The organism is Pseudomonas sp. GW821-FHT07F05, from assembly GCF_059418765.1.
This window is the reverse complement of the sequence record NZ_JBWKQL010000005.1, coordinates 189,007-211,435: the sequence shown is the minus strand read 5'-3', so window position 1 is coordinate 211,435 and position 22,429 is coordinate 189,007. Positions and strand designations below refer to the sequence as shown.

Annotated in this window: 16 protein-coding genes and 2 pseudogenes; 12 read left to right on the top strand and 6 right to left on the bottom strand. The window is 54.8% G+C overall.

Features of this window, described 5'->3' with window-relative positions; translation table 11 throughout:
• The first annotated feature begins 89 nt into the window (after positions 1 to 89).
• Positions 90 to 449 (top strand): response regulator, encoded by a 360-nt coding sequence (locus tag AC07RO_RS13795; RefSeq protein WP_495086284.1) that lies wholly within the window; start codon positions 90 to 92, stop codon positions 447 to 449.
• On the opposite strand, the gene AC07RO_RS13790 is transcribed toward AC07RO_RS13795, so the two are convergent.
• Complete coding sequence (locus AC07RO_RS13790; RefSeq protein ID WP_495086283.1) at positions 450 to 2,147, bottom strand: GAF domain-containing hybrid sensor histidine kinase/response regulator; 1,698 nt, start codon at positions 2,145 to 2,147, stop codon at positions 450 to 452. It abuts the gene before it with no gap.
• 50 nt (positions 2,148 to 2,197) lie between these two features.
• On the opposite strand from AC07RO_RS13790, the gene AC07RO_RS13785 reads away from it, so the two are divergent.
• Entirely contained in the window at positions 2,198 to 3,697 is a 1,500-nt protein-coding gene (locus tag AC07RO_RS13785; RefSeq protein WP_346627941.1) for an ATPase domain-containing protein, read from the top strand.
• The gene (locus tag AC07RO_RS13780) at positions 3,687 to 5,795 is read left to right on the top strand and encodes an ATP-binding protein (protein WP_346627942.1); all 2,109 of its coding nucleotides are present in this window, start codon (positions 3,687 to 3,689) and stop codon (positions 5,793 to 5,795) included. The genes AC07RO_RS13785 and AC07RO_RS13780 overlap by 11 nt, the downstream gene beginning before the upstream one ends.
• A 261-nt stretch (positions 5,796 to 6,056) precedes the next feature.
• On the opposite strand, the pseudogene AC07RO_RS13775 reads toward AC07RO_RS13780, so the two are convergent.
• Positions 6,057 to 6,327, bottom strand: a pseudogene (locus AC07RO_RS13775) (tyrosine-type recombinase/integrase); the annotation flags it as partial.
• A 198-nt stretch (positions 6,328 to 6,525) separates the two neighbouring features.
• Here AC07RO_RS13775 and AC07RO_RS13770 point away from each other — a divergent pair.
• Together AC07RO_RS13770 and AC07RO_RS13765 are read left to right on the top strand one after the other, a co-directional pair.
• Positions 6,526 to 7,653: an acyltransferase family protein gene (locus tag AC07RO_RS13770; RefSeq protein ID WP_495086282.1), complete on the top strand. Its 1,128-nt coding sequence runs from the start codon at positions 6,526 to 6,528 to the stop codon at positions 7,651 to 7,653.
• 363 nt (positions 7,654 to 8,016) lie between these two features.
• Positions 8,017 to 8,226, top strand: a complete 210-nt coding sequence (locus AC07RO_RS13765) for a hypothetical protein (RefSeq protein WP_346627944.1) — start codon at positions 8,017 to 8,019, stop codon at positions 8,224 to 8,226.
• 711 nt (positions 8,227 to 8,937) lie between these two features.
• On the opposite strand, the gene AC07RO_RS13760 is transcribed toward AC07RO_RS13765, so the two are convergent.
• Positions 8,938 to 10,905 (bottom strand): PAS domain-containing protein, encoded by a 1,968-nt coding sequence (locus AC07RO_RS13760; RefSeq protein WP_346627945.1) that lies wholly within the window; start codon positions 10,903 to 10,905, stop codon positions 8,938 to 8,940.
• A 557-nt stretch (positions 10,906 to 11,462) separates the two neighbouring features.
• Between AC07RO_RS13760 and AC07RO_RS13755 the strand changes: the two genes are divergently transcribed.
• The 4 genes from AC07RO_RS13755 to AC07RO_RS13740 all read left to right on the top strand — a co-directional run bounded on the left by AC07RO_RS13755 (position 11,463) and on the right by AC07RO_RS13740 (position 12,930).
• Entirely contained in the window at positions 11,463 to 11,771 is a 309-nt protein-coding gene (locus tag AC07RO_RS13755) for a putative quinol monooxygenase (protein ID WP_346627946.1), read from the top strand.
• Between the two features lie 52 nt (positions 11,772 to 11,823).
• On the top strand, positions 11,824 to 12,192 hold the full coding sequence (locus tag AC07RO_RS13750; RefSeq protein WP_346627947.1) for a hypothetical protein: 369 nt from the start codon (positions 11,824 to 11,826) through the stop codon (positions 12,190 to 12,192).
• A gap of 262 nt (positions 12,193 to 12,454) precedes the next feature.
• Positions 12,455 to 12,721, top strand: a complete 267-nt coding sequence (locus AC07RO_RS13745) for a hypothetical protein (protein ID WP_346627982.1) — start codon at positions 12,455 to 12,457, stop codon at positions 12,719 to 12,721.
• Positions 12,718 to 12,930, top strand: a complete 213-nt coding sequence (locus AC07RO_RS13740) for an Arc family DNA-binding protein (RefSeq protein WP_346627948.1) — start codon at positions 12,718 to 12,720, stop codon at positions 12,928 to 12,930. The genes AC07RO_RS13745 and AC07RO_RS13740 overlap by 4 nt, the downstream gene beginning before the upstream one ends.
• A gap of 684 nt (positions 12,931 to 13,614) precedes the next feature.
• Here AC07RO_RS13740 and AC07RO_RS13735 read toward each other — a convergent pair.
• The gene (locus AC07RO_RS13735) at positions 13,615 to 15,240 is read right to left on the bottom strand and encodes a methyl-accepting chemotaxis protein (RefSeq protein ID WP_346627949.1); all 1,626 of its coding nucleotides are present in this window, start codon (positions 15,238 to 15,240) and stop codon (positions 13,615 to 13,617) included.
• A gap of 517 nt (positions 15,241 to 15,757) precedes the next feature.
• Positions 15,758 to 17,983 carry a putative bifunctional diguanylate cyclase/phosphodiesterase gene (locus tag AC07RO_RS13730; protein WP_346627950.1) on the bottom strand — a complete coding sequence of 742 codons (2,226 nt, stop codon included), beginning with the start codon at positions 17,981 to 17,983 and terminating at the stop codon, positions 15,758 to 15,760.
• Positions 17,984 to 18,172: 189 nt separating this feature from the next.
• Here AC07RO_RS13730 and AC07RO_RS13725 point away from each other — a divergent pair.
• The 3 genes and pseudogenes from AC07RO_RS13725 to AC07RO_RS13715 form a co-directional block, all read left to right on the top strand.
• Positions 18,173 to 19,186, top strand: a pseudogene (locus tag AC07RO_RS13725) (PAS domain-containing protein); the annotation flags it as partial.
• Positions 19,187 to 19,216: 30 nt separating this feature from the next.
• Positions 19,217 to 19,723, top strand: a complete 507-nt coding sequence (locus AC07RO_RS13720; RefSeq protein WP_410110747.1) for a methyl-accepting chemotaxis protein — start codon at positions 19,217 to 19,219, stop codon at positions 19,721 to 19,723.
• A gap of 74 nt (positions 19,724 to 19,797) precedes the next feature.
• Positions 19,798 to 20,022 carry a hypothetical protein gene (locus AC07RO_RS13715; RefSeq protein WP_495086281.1) on the top strand — a complete coding sequence of 75 codons (225 nt, stop codon included), beginning with the start codon at positions 19,798 to 19,800 and terminating at the stop codon, positions 20,020 to 20,022.
• 130 nt (positions 20,023 to 20,152) lie between these two features.
• Here AC07RO_RS13715 and AC07RO_RS13710 read toward each other — a convergent pair whose 3' ends face one another.
• Complete coding sequence (locus AC07RO_RS13710; protein ID WP_495086280.1) at positions 20,153 to 21,718, bottom strand: sensor domain-containing diguanylate cyclase; 1,566 nt, start codon at positions 21,716 to 21,718, stop codon at positions 20,153 to 20,155.
• Positions 21,719 to 22,429 lie beyond the last annotated feature (711 nt).

Below are 22,429 nucleotides of genomic sequence, written 5' to 3'. Positions count from 1 at the left end.
TTTGTCCAATCAGTTACATGCACTCAAATGCTCAGACATCGCTCAGACATCGCTCAGACAGGTCTGATCGTCACGACAGGAATTACCTTATGAGCACCATCATTCTTGTCGAGGATGAGCAGGACATATTGACCATCATGGTCGAAATTCTGGAAACGGAAGGCTATAGAGTCAAAGCATTTTGCGAGGCAGATTCAGCCTGGAGTCACATTCAGCATAATGGTTTCGATGCAGATCTGTTGATCACTGACCTGAGAATGCCTGGCAGGATCGACGGGCTTGAGCTGGTCCAAAGGCTGCATGACCTGGTACCGCAGGTGCCTGTAGTCGTCGCCTCAGGTTTTCATGCTGCGGTAAACACGTTGGACTATGATCATGTGCATTGGTTGAACAAGCCATTCACCTTGAACCAGCTGCAGGCGATCTGCCAAAAGCTGACCGCGCACTGATCAACTGGATTTGCCCGGAGCCTCGGAAATTTCCTCCAGATAACGCGGCAGGTAGATACAGAATGTCGTGCCCTCACCCACGCTCGACCAGACGCGCACCTGACCACCCGATTGCTTGGCAAAGCCATAGACCATTGAAAGGCCAAGTCCGGTGCCTTGGCCCACCGGCTTGGTGGTGAAAAACGGCTCAAATATATGGGCCAGGGTTCCGGGCGGAATGCCCGACCCAGTGTCTTTGACATAAATGCACAAATACTGGCCTTCAGCGAGACCTTCACCTTGCGCTGTGTATTCGTCTATCTGCTGGTTGGTCGTATTGAGCGTGATGCGACCGCCGTCCGGCATTGCATCCCGGGCGTTTATACAGAGATTTAAAAGTGCATTTTCAAGCTGGCTGGCATCGACATAAGCCTGCCACAGATTTGGATCGCCATGAGCATCGAGCTCGATGCCTTGCCCCATCAGACGCCGAGCGAAATCGACTATTTCGTGCATCAAGATGTTGACGTCGGTGGGCAGCGGCTCCAAGGTTTGACGACGCGAAAACGCAAGCAGCCGATGCGTTAGTGCAGCAGCGCGATCGGTGGAGTTCTGTGCCATCGTTATGTACCTGTCGAGGTCCAACACTCGGCCCTGTGCCACACGCAATTTCAGCAAGTCCAGGGAGCCTGAGATACCCGTGAGCAAGTTACTGAAGTCGTGAGCGATACCTCCAGTCAACTGACCCACGGCTTCCATTTTTTGTGACTGGCGCAGCTTGTCTTCCAACTCCATGAGCAGGGCTGTACGGCTCATTTCCCGCTGCTCCAGAGCTTCATTGAGCAGCCTCAGTTTCGCCTCGGTGTCACGGAGCCTATGGCAGGTGTGTTCGAGGTCCTGCTCGCGCGCTCGCAGCGCTTCTTCAGCAATGGTACGTTCGAGCAGGTCAGCTGCCTGTCGCGCCAGAAGATCCAGCAGTTTCAGGTCCCGCGCGGAGGGATGATGCGCATCGCGCCAGTGAGTCGATATCATCCCCAACAACTGACCAGAGCGTGAGAGCAGTGGGGTGGTCTGCGCCGATCGTATCCCCGTTTTGCGAAAAGCCGACAAGTCTTCGGTCCCGGCGATTTCTGCCCATTCCTCGAAATCCGGAATGATGGCCCGCTTACCCAGCTTGAGCGCCTGAGTACAACTGCTATGAGCCGTTGGGCTGACCCACTGCCAGAAGCCAATCGCTTCCGGGGACAATCCTCGCGAGCAAAGTAGCTGAAGTTTGCCACCGTGGCCCGACGCGTGGCCCTCGGGGCAAAGCAGTTGCATTGTCCCGAATTGGGAGCCGGTGATGGACACTGCCGCGTCCACAATCTTGCCGTATAGCGTCTCCAGGTGTTGTTCACCGATCAACTCGGTACTGATCGCGTGCAGCAACGCGATATCTGATGGTACATCTGTCGCGGTGACCGAAGAGGTCAGGTGAGCCTCCAGCTGGGAGGGAGCAGATCGAGCGGGCATGACGACCTCTGCTGACGCTGGAGTAGACGCGAAGTCTAGCATTTGCAGCACATTCCGCGATAGCAGCCGCTTTTGCCTTCGTATTTTAGTTGGGGAGAGAACGGTTGCATGCCAAATTCCGTCCTGCTGGTGTACTGACTGATATTCAATAACCGTCTTAACGGTCGCAAGCTTGTTTTCGTAGCGTTGGTATTTACGCGGCTTCATACTGGAAGCCCTAAGCTTTAACGCTTGCCTCCCTATCAAGGTTTAAAAAAATGGCCTCGTTGCGCCCAGTGATATCAACCGGCAATGTCGGATTCGATTCAGTGTTGAGAGGAGGCCTACCCAGCAATCGGCTTTACCTTCTGGAAGGAACGCCTGGGGCTGGCAAGACTACGCTTGGCCTTCAGTTTTTGCTGGAGGGAGTAAAAGCCGACGAGTCCGTCCTGTACATTACCCTTTCAGAAACCAGCGAAGAGTTGGAAGGCGTCGCGCAGTCGCATGGCTGGACTTTGGACGGCATTGACCTTTTTGAGCTTTCTTCAACCGAGGAGGTGCTGGGCACGGGTTATGAACAGTCCATCCTGCACCCTTGGGAGGCAGAACTGGGTGACATCATCAAGCTAATCCAGGAGCGAGTGGACAGGATAAAGCCGAAAAGGGTGGTATTTGACAGCCTTTCCGAGATGCGCCTTCTGGCTCAGGATCCTTTGCGTTATCGCCGTCAGGTGTTAGCCCTAAAGCAGTATTTTGCTGGTCGGGACATAACCATCCTGCTGGTGGACGATCTTACGGCTTCGAATGGGGAAAGAGACAACCACCTTCACAGTCTTTGTCATGGCGTCATCACCCTTGAACGGCTGACTCTGGATTTCGGAGCCGCCCGCAGGCGCCTTCAAATACAAAAATTACGCGGTGTTGATTTCGTTGCGGGCTTTCACGACTTCACTATCCGCAGGGGCGGACTCGAAGTGTATCCGCGGCTAATCGCGGCCACCCATCATGTGCCGTTCACCGCAGAGCCTGTAGGTAGTGGGGTTGCTGCCCTGGATGAACTATTGGTAGGAGGTCCGCTAAGGGGGACTAGCACCCTGGTAACCGGGCCTGCCGGCTCTGGCAAAACCACTATTGCGCTGGCTTATCTTGCAGCGGCTTGCAGTCGGGGTGAGAACTGCACTATCTACGAATTTGACGAGCGCGTCGCTACTCTGGTTTTGCGTGCGGATAGCATGGGGATGGATTTGAGTAGTCACATTTCCAGCGGTCGCCTGGTCATTCAACAAATCGACCCGGCAGAGATCTCACCAGGGGAATTTTCCTGGCGCGTGCGCACCGAAGTTGAAGAGCGCAATTGCACCATGATCGTGGTTGATAGCCTGAACGGCTACTTGGCAGCGATGCCACAGGAGCAGCAGCTGATCTTGCAGATGCACGAATTGCTTTCCTATCTCAGCCAGCTTGGTGTGGTCACATTCCTGATCAACCCTCAGCACGGCCTGGTCGGCTCAATGTCAACAAATCTCAATATTTCCTACGTTGCAGACTCTGTGATCCTTATCCGGTTCTTTGAGGCGCAGGGACGGCTGCGTAAAGCAATTTCTGTCCTGAAGAACCGTAGCGGCGCCCATGAAGACGCGATTCGGGAGCTTCGCATTGACTCGAAAGGCGTGCGCGTTGGTGAACCACTGGCCAATTTCCGTGGCGTGTTGACTGGAACGCCGGAGTACTTCGGCGCAGACCTGCCCTTGATGGAAGAACGAAAGCGTGTCGACTGAGCGATTCTCTGAAGGTAGAAATCTGCTTGTGGTGGCTCCCTTCCAGGGAGATGCAATTGCTTTGCGCAAGCTCTTCGGCCAGACCTACCCGATTGAAGTCCATAGTGATTTGCACTCACTTTCGGCGGCCGTCGGTGAAAGCACTGGTCTTGTGATACTCACCGAGGAGAGTCTTTCCGGTGAGGTACTTAGCCTTGGAGCAGCACTCGACCTTCAACCACGCTGGTCCGAGATTCCAATCATCCTCCTCGCGTCCAATAAAAGCCGGTCTGGCCGAGACACCGAGATCGCTCGGCGCAGGCTCCCTAAATCGGCGGGGCACGTGGTCGTGCTGGAGCGCCCGCTCAGTTCAGCATCGTTGCTGAGTGCTACCGCCGCCGCATGGCGTTCGCGTATGCGCCAATTCGAAATGCGCGAGAGCATTGAGCAATTGGCGGAGGAGAGGAGGCGATTACATATCCTGCTTGAAAATATTCCATTGGGTGTGTGCTTCATGGACACGCAAGGTACATCTCTCGTCAGCAATCCTTTGTACCGGCGCTATGTGCCGGGAGGCATCATCCCTTCCAGACAACCGGAAGTCGCTACTATGTGGGTAGGGCTTGATGCTCATGGTAGGCAGTTGGAGCCCGATATGTTTCCGGGTGCTAGAGCGCTGAGAGGAGACCCGGTAGCTGGCTTGGATTTTTACCATCGCCTAAATGACGGCACAGAGTCATGGATGCGTGTCAGTGCTGTTCCTTTATACGATGAGAAGCAGTCGATCATCGGTGCAGCTGCTGTGATCGTCGACATCAACGAGGAGAAGCAAGCTGAACTGACTCTGCGCAGGTTCAATGAAGAGCTTGAGATTCAGGTTGAAGCGAGGACTCGTCAGTTGAATGCGGCTGTCGAGCAGCTCAAGGCCGAGAGTGAAGAACGCGCGCGTGCCGAAGAGCAATTGCGCCAATCCTTGAAGATGGAAGCAGTGGGGCAGTTGACCGGAGGTATTGCTCACGACTTCAACAATATGCTCACGGGCGTTATCAGCGCGCTCGACCTTGTGAAACTTCGAATAAACAAGGGACGCCTGGACGGAATCGATAGGTTTATGGACGCAGCGCAGAGTTCAGCACAAAGAGCTGCTTCTCTGACGCACCGTCTGCTTGCCTTCTCTCGACGCCAGTCGCTGCATCCAAAAGCAGTTTCGGTCAATGAGCTTATCCGATCGCTCGCTGATCTACTCAACCGTACGGTTACGGAGAACATCGTTCTCAAAATCGAGCTGAGCGTGGACCAACACTTGATCTTTGTGGACTCCAACCAGTTAGAGAACGCGGTTCTCAACCTGGTGATCAACGCACGAGACGCCATGCCTGATGGCGGTGAGTTAACCATTGCCACCTTCCTTGATGCGGGAACAGGGACGAGCTCTTTTCAGCAGGTCTGTCTGCAGATACGTGATACCGGTTATGGCATCCCCGAAGATCTCCTAAACAAGGTTACTGAGCCGTTCTTCACTACCAAACCTATAGGCCAAGGCACTGGCCTGGGATTATCCATGGTTTATGGATTCGCTAAACAGAGCAACGGTCGTCTTTCCATTGAGAGTAAAACCGGCGCAGGAACTGTCGTTTCAATCTTTTTACCGGAGCATCAGGGGATCGACGAAGATCACCCGAGCGCCGCCTTGCGGGTCACCGCAGGACAAGGTCAGACCATCCTCTTGGTCGAAGACGATGACTCTGTGCGCCTGATCAATCATGAAGTGCTAGAAGAGCTTGGATATCGGGTGTACGAGGCCCGCAGTGGTGAAGAAGCCCTGAAGGTGTACAACGATTTGCAAAAAGTGGACCTCTTGCTTACCGATGTCGGATTGCCGGGCATGAACGGGCGGCAATTAGCCGAGATTCTTCAACAACGTAAGCCGCGTCTTCCAGTGTTGTTCCTCACAGGATATGCAGAGGGGGCTATGGTGCGGGCCGATTTTCTAGGTCCTTTCATGCAGCTACTCACCAAACCGTTGGCTTTAGACGTGCTTGCCAGTCGAGTGGCAGAGATGATCGCGGAGTCAGACGCGACCGTTGAAGCCATGGCACATGGCACTGGCCGTGTCTGAAACGCCGAGCATGAGCGGAATCGATTTAGGCCAGGAAATTCAACGGTTGTACTCAGATTTGCCGGTGGTACTGGCTACTGGCTACAGCCATATATTCGCGCAGAATGGCGCCACAGGTTTTAAGCTTGTGCATAAGCCCTACTCTGTTGAGCAGCTATCGAGCGTGCTTCAACAGGTGCTCAGCGCGACAAGGCAAGGAACGCAATGCCCTTAATTTCGGTTTCATCTGTGACTGAAGCAGCTTCGGGTTATTCGGATTAGGGCCGCCGTCGCTCGGAGTCCATATACCCCCAAGCCGTCGACCTCAATACCGGCCTTTTTCGCATAGGCCGTGACCAAGGCATAGATGCCGTAGGCGATCCCGGCACCGGTCAGCTTGCCGCGCAACGGTATGAACAGCGGCACTTTCCTGTCATGTCCTGAGCTTCCTATGTACGCCCGGCCGCTACCGGGTGCAACGGCAGGTAGTGCATCTTGCCGCCTTTGCCCCCCGGCGCTCCCGGATGTCGCTCACCTGTAGCAACGCCGCCTCTCTGAATTACACAGGAGTCACCTGCGGGTGACTGGAGGCCTCCAACGATGCCTCGCCTCATTCCGCAGTAAGTCTCGACTCCTGCCCCTTGCACAAAACTATCCCTGCACTATCGTATTGCCTTAGGTAGTGACGCGACCGAACCCCCATGGGTTGCTTTAGGCGCTTTCGAGCGATGGCAACTGATTGGGGGATTACATGCAGGAAATGACCCGGTTTCACGCGTTGGACAGCATGCGCGGTATCAGCGCGATAGCGATCGTCCTTTACCACACCCATCTTGTAGGCAGCATTACGGAGTGGAAGTTTTTCGCTAATGCCGACCTGCTGGTCGAATTTTTCTTCGTCCTTAGCGGCTTCGTCATGGCTCACGCTTACGGTAGCAAGCGCGGACGGGACTTAAGCCATTTCCTGATTTCGCGCACCTTTCGCCTGTTACCCCTGCACGCGTTCATGCTTGCAGTCTTCATTGGTCTGGAGGTCCTGAAGTACGCCGCCTATAAACAGGGTTTCTCCTTCAATCAGACACCCTTCACCGGCATCTACGCGCCGTCGCAGATCCTACCCAATCTCATGTTGCTGCAAAGCTGGACGCGCTTGACGGAAAACCTGTCATTCAATACCGCGTCCTGGAGCATCAGCATCGAGTACTGGACCTACATGGTGTTCGCCGCAACCCTTTTCATGGCTTCGACTCGCCGATACCTTCTGTGGACATTCATTGCCCTCAGTGGATTTGCTCTGCTTTCCAACCATATCGATGTAATGACCGTTTATGCGCAAAAAGGCTTGGGATGTTTCTTTGCCGGGGCATTGGCTTACGCCCTTTTCAGCCGTCTAAGACGCTGGGTTGTCCCTGGCTTCGCATTGCTGAGCGCACTGGAAGCCTTCGCAGCCATTGCCATCTGGTGGGTGCTGACCTCGGAGTTGCCGCAGAAAATAGCGTCAGCCAGCATGGTGTTCTGCGTGACCATCATGCTATTTGCTTTTGATGGCGGAGCGCTGTCGCGCGTGCTCAAGCACGAATTCTTCGCTCGCTTGGGGCAGTGGTCTTACTCCATCTACTTGACCCACTTGGCCGTACTGTTGTTCGTGATTTCGGCTTTTATGGTGGTGCAGAAAAAAACCGGCTTTGAAGCCGCGCCCATGCAAGGTGATATCCGCTACCTGGATACCGGCCATGTCTGGCTGAATAACCTGATGGTTCTGCTGATTCTGACGGCGGTAGTGACGATTTCCAGTGCGACCTATCACTATGTCGAGCTCAAAGGACAAGCAGTCGGCAAGCAGCTGTTGAGGCGCAGGATGGCGATGCCCACGGGCTAACGTGATCATCCCCATACAGCTTGTGTGGGAGCGATGTGTTTCTGTCCTGACTGACACGGCTGGTGTATGAGCAGGGTTTGTACTGCAATCTGTTGCGAATCGGTCGTTTTTGAGAATGGAAGCTGTTGCCTGCGGAGATAACCTGTTGCAAGTGGCGAGCGCTTGATTCGCATCCTGGCGGTTAGCGCCTTAGTGCTACTGGGCTAAGCGCCAAACTCGTGGAGCTTGAGTCGCCGTCCCGAGGAGGTTTCTTTCGACAATCCGATTGAGATCAAATGCGGGCCTAGTGAGCGTTCGACCTAGGCTGTGTGAAATCGGCCGGGCCAAGCTGGAGCGGCCACCCTGCAGTAACTCGGAGTCCACATGAGCCTTGCCCACGTAAAAGAGATAGTTGAAGCCAGTGATGTCATCGAAGCGAATCGACTGCTTCAGTCAGGGCATGAGTTGCTGCAGATTGTCCCGGGCTGGACCAGCGACAATACTCCCTGCACGCTGTTTTACCTGAGCAAACCTGCCCCGACGTCAGAGGGCGATTATGTCGACGGCGATTGGGTGCCCAAGCGGCCGAACTGAGCCACTGCACATAACGGCAGCTCTGTTCGTACGCCCCACCGCATGGCCCGCTCCAGCGGTTTTTTTTGCTGCTTGATGGACGCAAGTATGCCGGGGATTAACACCATAAACCTGCCCTGGCCTGCGCCCAGGTCCCTTGTTGCCTAGGAGCTGGTTATGTCCCCTGCCGATCTCGATTTTCTGGACACCTCGGATCTGCCGCGTGGTTTGAGCGAGCCGGCATACGCCACTTGGCGCCTGGCCCTGCGCGACCTATGCAGAGGTTCAAGTCGAACACTGTTTTCAGTTCTGTCACGGTTTTATCCAGGCCCTGCAGGATGTGCAGGCCGTTGAACCAGAGGTGTATCTGTTTCTTGAAGCTCAGGTGCACGGCCTCTGGATCGAGCGGATTTCCGCCCTTCAGGCACGAGGTCACTGATGCGCAGCGGAATTCAAGTAAACGTTGCAGGCCATGTTCGAATGTGGTGCCGGGCGCGGGGTGCTCGGCAGTCCGCACCACGACAAATGGCCAGGCCGATTCACGTCTGCGAGCCTTTTCGCGTGGGACGCTTTGTCGAGCACGTAGGCACTAAGCTATTCGCGCTGGCTGTAGAGGTGGCATGTAAGCCCGCTGAGAGCGGCCAGTTATTGACGGCCATGCCTGCTCAACCACGCTTGTAAGTTATTCCTTGGCGCTATGACTTATCAGTTAGGCCATTCGATCAAATGCTTTCACGGTAACTTGGCGTTCTCGACCATTGTGTGGATGCGTAAGCGCATGGTTTCGATGGAGAACGGTTTTGTCAGCACGGCCATACCAGGTGCCAACCGACCACTTCCCAGCACAGAATTTTCCGCATAACCGGTGATAAACAAGACCTTCAGGTCTGGCCTGCAGACGCGAGCTGCGTCCACCATCTGACGGCCATTCAGCCCGCCCGGTAGCCCAACGTCACTGATCAGCAGATCGATACGCGCATTTGACTGGAGTACATTCAGCCCTGCTGCGCTGTCACCTGCCTCGATAGCCATGTATCCGAGGTCTTCCAGGATGTCCATGACCAGCATGCGCACCGTTGGCTCATCGTCTACCACCAGCACAGTTTTGCTGCGGTCACTGGGTGCTATGGCGGCACGCTCTGGTTGTTCGACTTCACTTTCCGCTTCTGCATAGTGACGAGGAAGGTACAGGCAGACCGTTGTACCCAGTCCCTCTTCGGAATGAATTTTGACCTGTCCTCCCGACTGCTGGGCGAATCCGTAGATCATGGACAGACCCAGGCCGGTCCCTTTACCAATAGGTTTTGTAGTGAAAAAGGGTTCGAATGCTCGCGCGACCACCTCCGGCGGCATTCCGGATCCGGTGTCCGTTACGCTGAGGGCCAGGTATTGACCTTCTGGAATTTGATACTGCTTCGCAGTCTTTTCATCGAGACACCTATTGGCTGTCTCAACGATGATACGGCCGCCTGCAGGCATTGCATCTCGGGCATTGATACATAGATTCAGCAGCGCATTCTCAAGTTGCGAGACGTCCACTAACGCGACCCACAACCCAGGCATGCCTACCGCTTCAAATTGAATGCTGGGGCCGACGGTTCGCTGAATCATGTCCTGCAGTTCAACGACCAGCCGATGGATATCGGTCGGTCGTGGGTCAAGAGTCTGGCGACGCGCAAAAGCCAGTAATCGATGGGTCAAGGCAGAAGCACGCTTTGCTGCCCCTTGTGCTGCGCCTATATAGCGTTCCGCGTCGTTGATACGACCTTGCATCATTCGATGCTGCATCAATTCGAGTGACCCGGAAATGCCGGCCAGCAGATTGTTGAAGTCGTGTGCAAGGCCTCCGGTCAATTGGCCAACCGCCTCCATTTTCTGGGACTGCCGAAGTCTCTCCTGCGCATCCTGCAACTCAGCAGAGCGCTCGGCGACACGTTGCTCCAGATTCTCGTTGAGTGACCGTAAATCAGCAATGGCGCGGTCGCGTTCTGCTTCAACACTACGGCGACCCTCTATATCCAACAACACGCCGGGAAAGCTCGCCGGTGTGCCATCCGCATCGCAATCGACCCGACCGTTTGCTTCCAGCCAATAGTAATTGCCGTCTGCTCGCCTGACTCGGTACTGATGAGCGTATCTGCCGCCGCGAGCAATGGCCTGATCAATCGCTTCGATCAGCCCGGGGCGATCATCGGGATGAACCGTTTCCACGATCTGAGCCAGTGGGATTCCTTCCTTGCCCAAAGCAGCGTCCAAGCCAAACGCCACGGCGAATGCCTCGTCCACCGTAAAGCGGTCCAGTTTCAGGTCCCAGACCCAGCAACCGATGATGGCTCCGGCCGCGAGCGCGAGCTGCACCCGCTGGATATTTTCTTTGTTCAGCGCTTCACTGACCCGCAGCCGTTCTTCGGCGGCTTTTTGCGTGGTGATGTCAATCACAAATCCGGGAAAGCTGGTCCGTACACCGTGTTCATCGGAGCCGACGCTGCCATGGGCGTCAAGCCAGTAATACCGACCATCAGCGCGCTTGACTCGGTATTGATGTCTATAGGCGCCACCGCGTATCACGGCCTCAGCGATCGCAGTGTCTAATCCTGGTCGGTCCTCTGGGTGAACGTTTTTGAGGACCTCATCGATTGACGCTTCCTTATCAACAAGGCTTACATCAAGTCCAAACGCTTCGGTAAAACCAATATCCACGGAGAAACTGTCCTGGATTGGGTGCCAAACCCAAGTGCCTACGATTCCGCCTGCTTTGAGCGCAACGTGTACATGCTCGCTGCCTCTATTCGCCAGGAGCTCGTGTGAGCGTAGACAACGTGCCTCAGCCAGCTGTGATCGGAGACTCTCAACCTCAGAGCGAAGGGTCTCGATTTCCGACGGTTTGTCGGTCATTTCGACTCACCGTAGTGGGCCAAATGGTAAGTACTGGAGAGATGTGCACGTCTCTGAAGCGCGAAAACAGTGGTTTTTCTGTTAGCCATGGATGTCACGCGACTGAGGACCAAGAGGGGGGTTCCAGCATGCTACACCAATGGCTTGCGCATCGAATGCCATACGCGTGGGAACCTACAAAGGCTTTTTGGAGTGCCTGCGGTGTGCAGAAGGCTGGCACCTTAAAAAATCCCTTGCCACCTAGCCAATAGGTACAAAGCTATTTCAATAGCCTCCCTGCTTTTTCTGAATGAATATCTTACGTGGCATGTCTCATGCGCTGACGGCTCCATTCCGGCGCCGGCATTGTCAGGACTCCCCACATGACTTCACCTCTTAACGTCGTCGCGATCATGAAAGCCAAGCCAGGCATGGAAGCGCAATTGAAAAACCTGCTGCAATCCGCCCTGCCGCAATTCCAGCATGAGCCTGGGTGCCAGGCCTATGCGCTGTTGACGGATCTTGAAGACCCCACCCGCTTTGTTTCCTACGAAAGCTGGGACAATGAAGCGGCACTGCAAGCGCACATGAAGGCTCCGACCCTGACAAACGCTATGCCGGTTCTGGAAAATATCCTAGCCGAGCCCATGCAGCAGATTCGCCTTAATCAATTGCCGGGTAGCACCGTCTAGGTCGTGGTATGCCATGCACGCGGGATTGACATCCGATTAAAGAGAATGAGTCATGAAACATATTTTCTTCACTTCGTTGTTTGCTTTTAGCCTGACCGCTACAGCTGCACAGCAAAGCCTCAATCTTCCAAGCTGTGACATCCAAAACCAACAAGAAATAGCCGGGGAGACCGGAGCGCAGATCAGCGATCCAGGACAAGCACATATCTCAGTAAGAGCCAATGTTCTAAGTGCCGATATCAGTACCTCAAGAAAAGTCCGTCGTATTACCGAGGTTGAAGCACAGCATATGGTGAAGCGTGTAGAGAACGTCCGGAATGAAACTAATCGGTTCGTCGAGCAGCAGGGTTTCTTGAGCGCGGCAGAGAAAGCTAGCTTTGACCGTGAGTTCGATGCCATTGCGACGCAGCTGTGTAGGTAAGAAAATTGAACAACGCCCAATCCGGCATGAGTGGGGCTGTGGCCGTAGAAGAATACCGTGATCGTACCCCGATCGAGCAGTAAAAGCGGCTATTGCGCCTGAGGGCTTGATGGCTGATGGTAACCACGGCGACAAGTCACCCGTTCCACCACCAGCTACACAAACAACCAAAATGTCGCTGCATCCACAAGCCCGCCCCGTGCGGGCTTTGTCAGTAGCAACAGGGCATTATCGGACCTCAGATCGTGCAGGAAAATCAGCCGTGACCAATCTTAGTGAAACGCTTCGTGCAACTGCCAGAAAATGGCGAAATGCTAACCAGGATCATCGTGGCGGCGTCGTGCTGATCTGGCAAGGCGTGGTGTACGGCTGGAAGGATTCCTTGCGTGACGCGAGCGATGAGAGCCCAGGCGTATACGCTGTGAATGAAACAGATCACATTTTCATCGCCGAAGGCGGTGATGAATACAACGGTGCAAAATGCTGGGTAGCCGCTGTTTTTGAAAAAATCAGTAGGGAAGGTCGATGAGTACGAAAAAGCAATCTGCCCCGTATCCATTCCGACTGCCGGCAGAGTTGCGCGAGCGGCTGGCACACTGCGCGGTGATGAATAACCGCAGCCTCAACGCAGAAATGATCGCGCGCTTGGCGACAAGCTTACTTGACGTTGAGAAAGTCGATCTAGAAGTTGAAAACAACGTCATGCTGAAAGCGCTATGCGTCAAGTTGGGCACTTAGAGAAAAGATCCGTTGTGCACCACATGTCTTTGGCAGTAACAGGGCGCGTCTTTCGCGTCCGAGAGCTTAACGAGAAGATCGCTTCCAGAATGTTGCCGATGTGCAAAAAGAGATCACAGATAGGTCATGGATGAAAGCAGAACTCAGTGATGCCCCGGAACGAATTACGCGAAGAGGCCGCACGCGTGGCGTGCAAAGTCTTGTCGCCTGCCTAGCAATAGGCAGTGTCATTGGAGTCAGCGCTTTGCTGTGGGCAACCCGATCGGAGCCCCACCGAGAAGTCCCGTCGACGGAATCCAAAGCCCAGGTGTTGAACGCAGGGGCGGACAGAGGCTCTGTCATACGCTCGAATCCAACACCGTTGGACACGGGTCCCAATCCCAGTTCTCGGCAAACCAGCTTCAATGATCAGAATTTTATACCGACGGGCGCCTACAACATCGTCACTTTTCGTCAAAGCCCCTCTAACTCTCCTCGGGCTGAGTCTCCGCACAAGGTCAAGCTGACGATAGTCCGGCAAAGTCCCAGCCTGAAGGACCGGGCTTGCTGGCCTTTCAGGCTGGGAAGTATTGAGTCCCGCAACTGTCGGCTTTCAGTGGGCCTCAAGGATCGCGACTAAAGAAGTGCCCTGCCGCTTGGCGTTGCAAGCGGCGAAGGTGCTTCGAACAAAGGTGTGTGAAAGGGCTACATCCGGAATCGACGAATCTGATCGTTGAGTCCGACCGCCAGTTCTGACAATTGCTGGCTTGCTGCTCGCGTCTGTTCGGCCCCGGCTGCTGTCTGCACCGAGAGATCACGAATTCGTACCAAATTGCGGTCGACTTCTCGTGCCACCTGGGCCTGTTCCTCGGCTGCGCTGGCAATCACAAGATTGCGTTCATCAATGCCCGATACCGATTGCGCAATGGCTGCCAACGCGGAACTGGCTGACTGGGCCTGTTGGCGAGTCTGCCTGGCTTGGTCGGCACTGGTCAGCAAGGCATCCACTGTTTGCCCGGTACCCTGCTGAATGCTACCGATCATGCTCTCAATTTCCCGGGTGCTCTCGCCGGTGCGATGGGCGAGCGCTCGGACCTCATCAGCGACCACTGCGAAACCGCGACCCGCGTCGCCGGCGCGCGCCGCCTCGATCGCGGCGTTAAGAGCCAACAGGTTTGTCTGCTCTGCGACCGAGCGGATGACGTCCAGAACTTGGCTTATGTTGCGGGTCTGTTCAGACAGCTCTTGCGCGCGTTCGCTTGCGCCCAGGACGTTATGAGCCAAATCTTCGATCGCACTCAGCGTGTTACCCAGCTGCTGCTGCCCCTGACGTGCCGTTTCAGCGGCGTTACGCGATTCAGTAGAAGTAGACGTAGCATTGCCAGCCACCTCGTCGACCGCCTGGCTCATCTCCGTCACCGCGGTGGCGGCCATCTCGATTTCGCTGTTCTGCTGCTGCAGTCCTAGGGCGCTCTCGTTCATCACTGCCGTCATCTCTTCGGCTGCCGAGGCGAGTTGGGTCGCGGAATGGCCCAAGTGGCCCAAGGTATCGCGCAAGTTTGTCTGCATCTGCTGCATCGCCTGAAGAAGTTGAGCCGCTTCGTCTTGACCACGGACGTCGAGCGTCTGGGTTAGGTCACCACTGGCGATGGTTCTGGCGGCGCTCACAGCGTCTGCGATTGGCTTAGTCAAGCTTACGGTAAGGCGCCAGGCCAGCAGTAGCGTCAGGCCGAGGGCAAGACCAATAGTCACCCAGGTGATGGACGTGGATTGGCTATAAGTCGCACTGGCGGTTTGAGCGGCTGCTTTGATGTCATCCTGACTAACCTTTCGCAGGGCCTCGGTGTTTTCATTCATCTTCGTGCCTAGCTGAGCCATGCCCGACTGCACCAGGACACGCGCTTCATCCACCTTGCCGGTGGCAACAAGTTCTATGAGCTGGCTTATGTTCTTCACGTAGTCCTGATGGACCTGGCGAAGACTCTCGAAGGCCTGCCGCTCGCTGTCTGAGCTGACGAGCTTGTCGTAGCGGCCGAATGCCGCGACTACATCGCCGTTGATGCTATCGATCTTGTCGCGCGTGCTCGCCACAGTCGCGGCATCGGGCATAGCCAACAAGCGCAGCACCTCAATTCGGGTGCGGGCCAGTTGCAGGGAGAGGTTGTCGGCCTCCACGATACTCGGAACACTGTCAGTTTCGATCACCAAGCTTTGATTACGGATCTGCGACATCTGCGAAACGCCAAAAATACCGACGCCCGCAACCAGGGCGGCCAACAGGCCAAAACATAACAAGCTGCGCGTAGCGATGCTGAATGAACGGAAGGTCATGTCTGAGTCCGATGGGTGATTGTGCTAAGCACATCGACAACTGGCCTTTTTACTTGAGCAGACGGCGCAGGGACATGACGCCAGCCGATAAGTGGTCCTGCAACGCTGAGGAGCGAAAATACCGCGCTGAGGTCAGGGACGTATTTGCAGCTCATCATTGATAGGGATCGACTCAACCACCTGCTAGAAATCCTCGCACCTGTACAACAGCTCGCTCAGGGATCGATACTTTATCAAGTGGTATGGAGAACAAAGGATATGTTCAACGCTTTGAGAACCGACATCGGCGAATTGCACCGAGCTAACCGTGCCAATCTGGAGGATGATTGCGATGCGCTGAAAATTCGGATAGATCAATCACGGCGCGAAGGTCGCATAACGGAAGAGCCTGGAACTTCAGTCGCTTGCAGAAGGAATCCCCGCTCTTCATGTCGGGGAGGAAGTCAGATGTGGGTTGGCATGTCCGAGCAAGGCTCGGACTTCGTCGGTTGACCTATGGACAGAGCGCCCTGGGCCATCAATCCGAGAGCAGTGCATGCATGTCCTCAGCAAGCAAGGGTGTGCTCAGCAGAATGCCTTGAGCATAAGGACAGCCTAGAATTCTGAGCTGAGCCATCTGGCTTTGCGTCTCTACCCCCTCAGCCACGATTGCCAGATCCAACACCTGGCCCAACGACAAAATACTCTTGACGATGGCAACGCTGCGCTCATGGCTCATCATACGGAAGACGAATGAGCGATCAATTTTGATGACATCAATAGGGTAGCGGTCGATATAACTCAGGGAGCTGTAGCCCGTGCCGAAATCGTCCAACGCGACGCGAATGCCCTGAGCTCGAAGGGCTACCAGAGTCTGGAGCACAACATCCGGTTCATGCAGAAAGACTGACTCGGTGATCTCTATCTGCAGAGTGCAAGGGTCAAATCCGGTCTCGTCAAGTATATGGGCAACTTGAATAGCGAAGCCCTTGCGGTTCATCTCGACCCCCGACACATTGACGTTGAGCTTGATGGTTTTCTTCGGGAAGCTGTCGCGCCACCTCCTGACCTCACGGCAAGCATTGCGCATTACCCATTGACCAAGGTCGTGAATGACGCCAATGTCCTCTGCCACGCTGATGAAAACATCCGGTGTGACATTTCCCCAGATCGGATGGCGCCATCGGATCAAGGCTTCAACCCCCACGATGGCCTCAGTTTCTACAGAGAAGATCGGTTGGAATACCAGGTAGAACTCATCGGCTGTGATCGCATGCTTGAGCGCGCTTTGCAGCATCAACATGTCGATCGAGGCCTGCCGCATCGACACATCGAAGATCGCAAAGCGACCACGCCCTTGTTTTTTGGCCGAGTACATCGCCACATCCGCATCTCGAATCAGGTCCTCAGCTGTGTTGTGATGATTATCCAGGGTCGCGATGCCAATGCTGCAGGAGGTAAACAGCGTCTGGCCTTCGATCTCGATGGGTAGGCCAAGCGCTTGTATAATTCGTCCGGCAGTCTCGACAGCCTGTTTCTGGTGGTCTTCGCCGGTAAGTAGAACGGCAAACTCGTCGCCGCCAATCCGCGCAACCACCGCCTCGACGTCAATAGAATAATGCAACCGCTCCGCAACCCGTTTGAGCAACACATCACCAGCGTGATGACCTATGCCGTCATTGACGTATTTGAACCGGTCGAGGTCCATATACAAAACTGTAGCCGTGCTACGGCTGCCGTCGCCCTTTCTACTTAGGGCTTCCTCGATGCGGCTTGTGAAGTACGCCCGGTTCTTGAGTCTTGTGAGTTCATCGTGAAATGCAGCGTAGGACAACTCCTCCTGAATTCTCTCGCGCTCCACCAGCCGTGACTGGAGCGCCACGCGTTCCTCACGATCCATCTGTGCTTGTTGCAATGCCTCCTCAGCTTCTTTTCGCTCAGTGATGTCTCGCTGCACAGACACCCAATGAGTAAACCAGCCGTTCTCGTTTGCCACCGGTACGATGCTCATTTGTACCCAAAATCGAGTCCCGTCGCGTCGTGCGTTGATCAGCTCGACTTCGATGGGTTCCCATCGCTGCAACGACGCTCGCAATTGCCGAAGCGTGTCGCGGTTGCTCTCCTCGCATTGCAATATGCGAGGGGTCTGCCCTATGACCTCTTCGAGGGAAAAACCGGTATTCGCCAGAAACGCCGGATTGCAATAAACGATGCGCGGTCCCGGCATGTCGATGGGCTCGGCCTCTGTAATCAGGATGGCGTCCTTTGAATTGACCACCACCGACTCCAATAAGCGCAGGCGTGCGGCAGAATCATTTACCCGCGTTGGTTGGAGGGCGGCATAGAGGTCGGCAGCGTGAGTTCGCAGAAGGCAGATCTGCGCGGCGCTAAGTCCCTTGCGGGGTAGCGGAACTGTCATCAGCACCACACCAGCAAGACGCTCAGCAGCATCTTTGACGGCAATGCAGACCTGAAAAAAATCGCCGATCCCCCGCTCGAAACCTATAGGGAGAACGGCGTTGCCGACCATAATTTCATTGAGATCGACTACGTCGTCGTAAGACAACACGAATTTCAGCCAGGCATCGATAGCTTTTTCGATCTTAAAGTCTGGCGCGGATCCGTAGGTGGATGCGATGCGCCAGTGCCCGCCTTCGTGCAGAACCAAAACGGCGCCAGAACAGGCTTCTAGGCAGGAAGCAGTGCTTACGAAATTATCGAGAGCTGTCTTTTCATCCACGCCGGGGCAAGAATCTGAGGGCATGTGCAGTACCTGCAAGCGAGCTTGAAAGTGGTACAGATAAGGCCAATACCAAGTCGATGAGATTGGTTATAGCTGTCTTGCAGGCACTACGCTATCCCGCTGATTCAGAGGTGGCCGGCCTCTGAACCAACGTGTTCAGTGAAGACGAATCCAGTTTGAATGCAACATGATTTTTAGGGTTCGCTAGCCATGGTTTTGCTCAAGCAAGAACTTGATTGTCCTGTTCAAAACAACTGCACGGCTTGTCACCGAAACGTAGCCGTGCCGGTAAAAGCGTTGGCCGGACATTGCATGGGCGTTTGGTCCCTACAACCCACGCCGTCAGAGCTTGTTGCTGAAATTGCAATGCATGCTGCTATTGAGGGGAATACTCAAGGTTTCATTCGTCCCGTCGATAGTATTTTCATGTCCATGCGAGTGACCGTCATGTTCAATAACCGGTTGAAAAACAGAATCCAGCAGCTGGAAAAACGGCTGGGAGCTCTGGAGCAGGTCAAGGCGACACTGGATCTCGAAACCGTGGCGGTCACGCTGGATGCGGCAGGCGTAATCCTGGAGGTAAATGCCCTGTTCGAAAAAGAGCTGGGATTCACTCACGCTGAATTGTCCGGTCGGACCCTGCGGGAGTTCAGCCCCGCTGAGCTGCACGGTGATGTCCATCAGCGCCGCGCTTTGGAGGCAATTGCCCAAGGCAAGCATTACAGCGGTACCTTGCGCCTGTGCAGCCGTGAAGGTCGTCATGTCTGGCTGCGGGCAATGGTTATACCTTTCGCCGGTGAGAGCGGACGGGTCGAACGCATCGTTTTGTATTGCAGCGTGCTGACAAGGACCATTGAGGCTTCAAGGGAGAATGAAGCATTGGTGGGGGCCCTGATGCGCTCCACTGCCGTCATCGAGTTTTCTCTGGATGGGGTAGTCCTGACGGCCAATCAGAATTTTCTGCGCGCCATGGGCTATTCATTGCCCCAAATCCAGGGCCAGCATCACAGGATGTTTTGCCTGCCATCCGATGTCGGTTCAACAGAATATGAGCAGTTTTGGCAGACCCTGCGCCAGGGCTCGTACGTCGCCGGGAGGTTTTGCCGATTGGATAAATCTAACAGGGAGGTCTGGCTGGAGGCTTCCTACAATCCGATCGTAGATGCCAACGGCAAGCTGTACAAGATAGCCAAACTCGCTACCGTAATCACCGACCAGGTCAACCGTGAGCGCGCCATATCGGAAGCAGCTGGCATGGCTCACGATACGTCTGTTCAAACAGACGCCAGTGCACAGCAAGGCCGCGGCGTTATCCAGAATACCGTTACAACCCTCAACACGCTTTCGGCGTTGATGGAAGATGCGGCGCATGGCATTGAGGCGCTGGATGCACAGAGCCAGGAAATCGGCACCATTGTCAAAACCATTGGCAGCATCGCGGACCAGACCAACCTGTTGGCCTTGAACGCAGCAATCGAAGCAGCACGCGCCGGAGAGCAGGGCCGGGGATTTGCTGTAGTCGCTGACGAGGTCAGGCAACTGGCCCTTCGAACCACTCAGGCAACGGCAGAGATTGTTGAGGTCGTGAAAAAGAATCAGATCCTCGCTTCCACTGCAGTGGACATGATCGGAAAAAGTAAGCAGCAGGCCGGTGCGGCGCTGGAGTTGGCAAGCGAGGCGGACGAGGTGATCAAGGACATTCAGCAGAGTGCCAACAGTGTGGTGGCAGCCGTTGAACAGTTCTCGGGCCAAGCCAGATAGTGATGGTTTTAAAATCAGGCTTGCCCAGCAATTCGCATTTACCACTCGGTTAGGCGCGATATCCAGGTGATCCTATGCTCGATGCTCTCAAACAATCCATTCGTAATCTGCACCTGGCTCACTGGGCCAGCCTTGAAGATGAATGTGATGCATTACTCATCAGGATTGAGCAAGCACGAAGAACAGGTGTTGTGACTGACGAGCAGGCCATGCAGTTGGTCTATGATGTCCGAAACGAACGCTCACGTTGCTTTCGCAGCGTGAATCGTTGCCGCATCAAGGGCTCCGCTTCAAGTTGATTTTCCTTTGACCCCAATTCACCAGGTGCGGCTTTTCGAGACAGGACCGATGACTGAATGAGCGATCCTCGTCCAATTCAGCTGCCGCAGTTGTGGTTGATCTTCTTCTCAGGTATGCCCTGATGCTCGGCTATCGAGACAGGTCGACAATTTTTGTCTGATGCAGCCGGTAAGTATCAGGCATTGACTGACCCTCTACAGTATTGCGACCTTTGCTTTTAGCGAGATAGAGAAGTCGATCTGCTTCTGCCAGGGCGGCTGTATAGGAATCCTTTGCAGGTGAATTGATCGCCACCACGCCGCAACTGATCGTCAGGATGCCCAGCGAGCTGCCGGCGTGATCAATGAGTGCACTGGCGATGGACAACCTGACATTTTCGGCGACGCTCAAAGCGCCGGCCAGATTCGTCTCAGGCAGCAGGACCACAAATTCCTCCCCACCATACCGTGCGGCAAGATCACCCGGCCGATTGACGCAGGTCCCGATGATTCCTGCCACCTGCCTCAGGCAGTCGTCACCCTGCAGATGGCCATAGTGATCGTTGTATTGTTTGAACCAGTCAATGTCCAACAGGATAAGCGCTATGGTTGAGTTATTTCGCCTGGCCCGCCCCCACTCCTGCTGCAAGGTAGCATCGAAACGCCGTCTGTTGGCCAGATGCGTCAAGCTATCAGTTTGAGCGATGATCTCCAGTTCATTTCTGGCGACGTTCAGATCACCCTCCGCGGTGATTAGCTGCTGGATCTGCCGATATAGCAGAATGCCCAGCAAGCACAGAGCCAACGTGATCATGCCGATCAAAGCCATGGATCTGTATGCATAAGCCCACCAGGGCGCGAAAACATATTGGTACGACACACCTGCAGCTGCAACGATGGGTAGGCCGGACACCCGTCGATAGGCATATATCCTTTCCACGCCATCCACCACAGACTTGATCACTGCAGTGCCATTGTCGCTGTATGGCAGATAGAGGGTGAATAAATCACCTCTAGCCACATTTGTGGTCATCAGTGCAGTCAATGTTGGCCGGCGAGCCAGCAGATCACCATTGTTCAGGGCAAGAAAGATAACGCCTTTGTCGTCTACATCCATTCGCTCGAAGAACGCTTGAAAATATGCGACTGGGACCGTCGCCAAGGCGACACCTGCAAACTCTCCATCAGGAGTATTGATACGCCGACTGATCGGGATAACCATATCTCCCGTACTGCGGCTTTTTACAATTGAGCCAACGTGAATGGATTCATCGGTATGGTCGCGGTGATAGGCAAAATAGGCGCGGTCGCCGTTGTTTTTTTCCTGCACACTGTGCGCAAAGGAATTGGCGACCCACTGACCCTGGGCATCGTAGATAAACAGCCCTTGAAGTCCTTCCACGTTTATCACGTCCTGAGCCATCAGCTTCGTCAGTCGTGACAACTGTTCTCCCGCTACACCATCGTGTTCCACACGCTCAACAAGATCGCGCAGCGTATTGTCAGCCTGGCGTATTGTGTCCTGAGCTTGCTGTTCAGCAGCTAGAACAATGTTTGAAACTGCAATTTTGGCATTAGCGATGCGCTCAAGCCTGGATTGATTCATCTGCCACGCTGTAGCAAGCATCAACGATAAACATACAAGCGCGATGAAGCCAATCAGCGCCTTGGTGAGCGCCGAGGGTGAAAGCCTCGGTAAGGTAAAATATGGCTTCATAGGTTGTCATCAAATTGGCGGTCAAATGACCTATGCAGTTTTTGTACCCGAGCTGCGTGGACTGGCGCCGAGCTAGCATCTTAAGGCCATCGCGGTGGACCGAGGTACTAGAACCATTTCGCTTTGGCGTCGACTAAATCGAAGGACGGAGTCATGCCGCGACCGCCCAAACATGACCCTCCGCCAGCGGCGAGCCGCCAAGACTGAGCTACGAATAGTACCGAGCTACGAAGAGCGCCTTGGCTAGAGTCAGAGGATCCAAACCTAAACCTGCCCGCCGAGCGCGCTGCTCTGAGGGAGATACTCAAGGTTTCCCTCGTCCCGTCGATAGCATTTCATGACAATGCGAGTGTCCGGGATGTCCATCTGCCGGTCACAAACGAGAATCCAGCAAGGAGAAAAGCCGATGAGGACTCTTGAGCAAGTCAGGAGTGAATCGGGATCTTGGACCCATGGCGGTTACTTGGACGCAGCAGTGCCGATCAACCATTGTGTGGAAGCTGCGACGGGCGCTGTCTGATGCTTAATAAAGAGCGGGTCGGCTGGGTGGCCTGCCCACAAGGCGCAGTATCTCAGGGCAAACTAATGGGCCGTACGCTATTTCGGCGATAGCGCCAACCTCCGTTGGCATGCCCATAAAAATGAAGCTCCCTAGAAAAAGCAATCTTTTCTATTGAATGAATAAACAGGTTCTATAACCGACGCCATGGC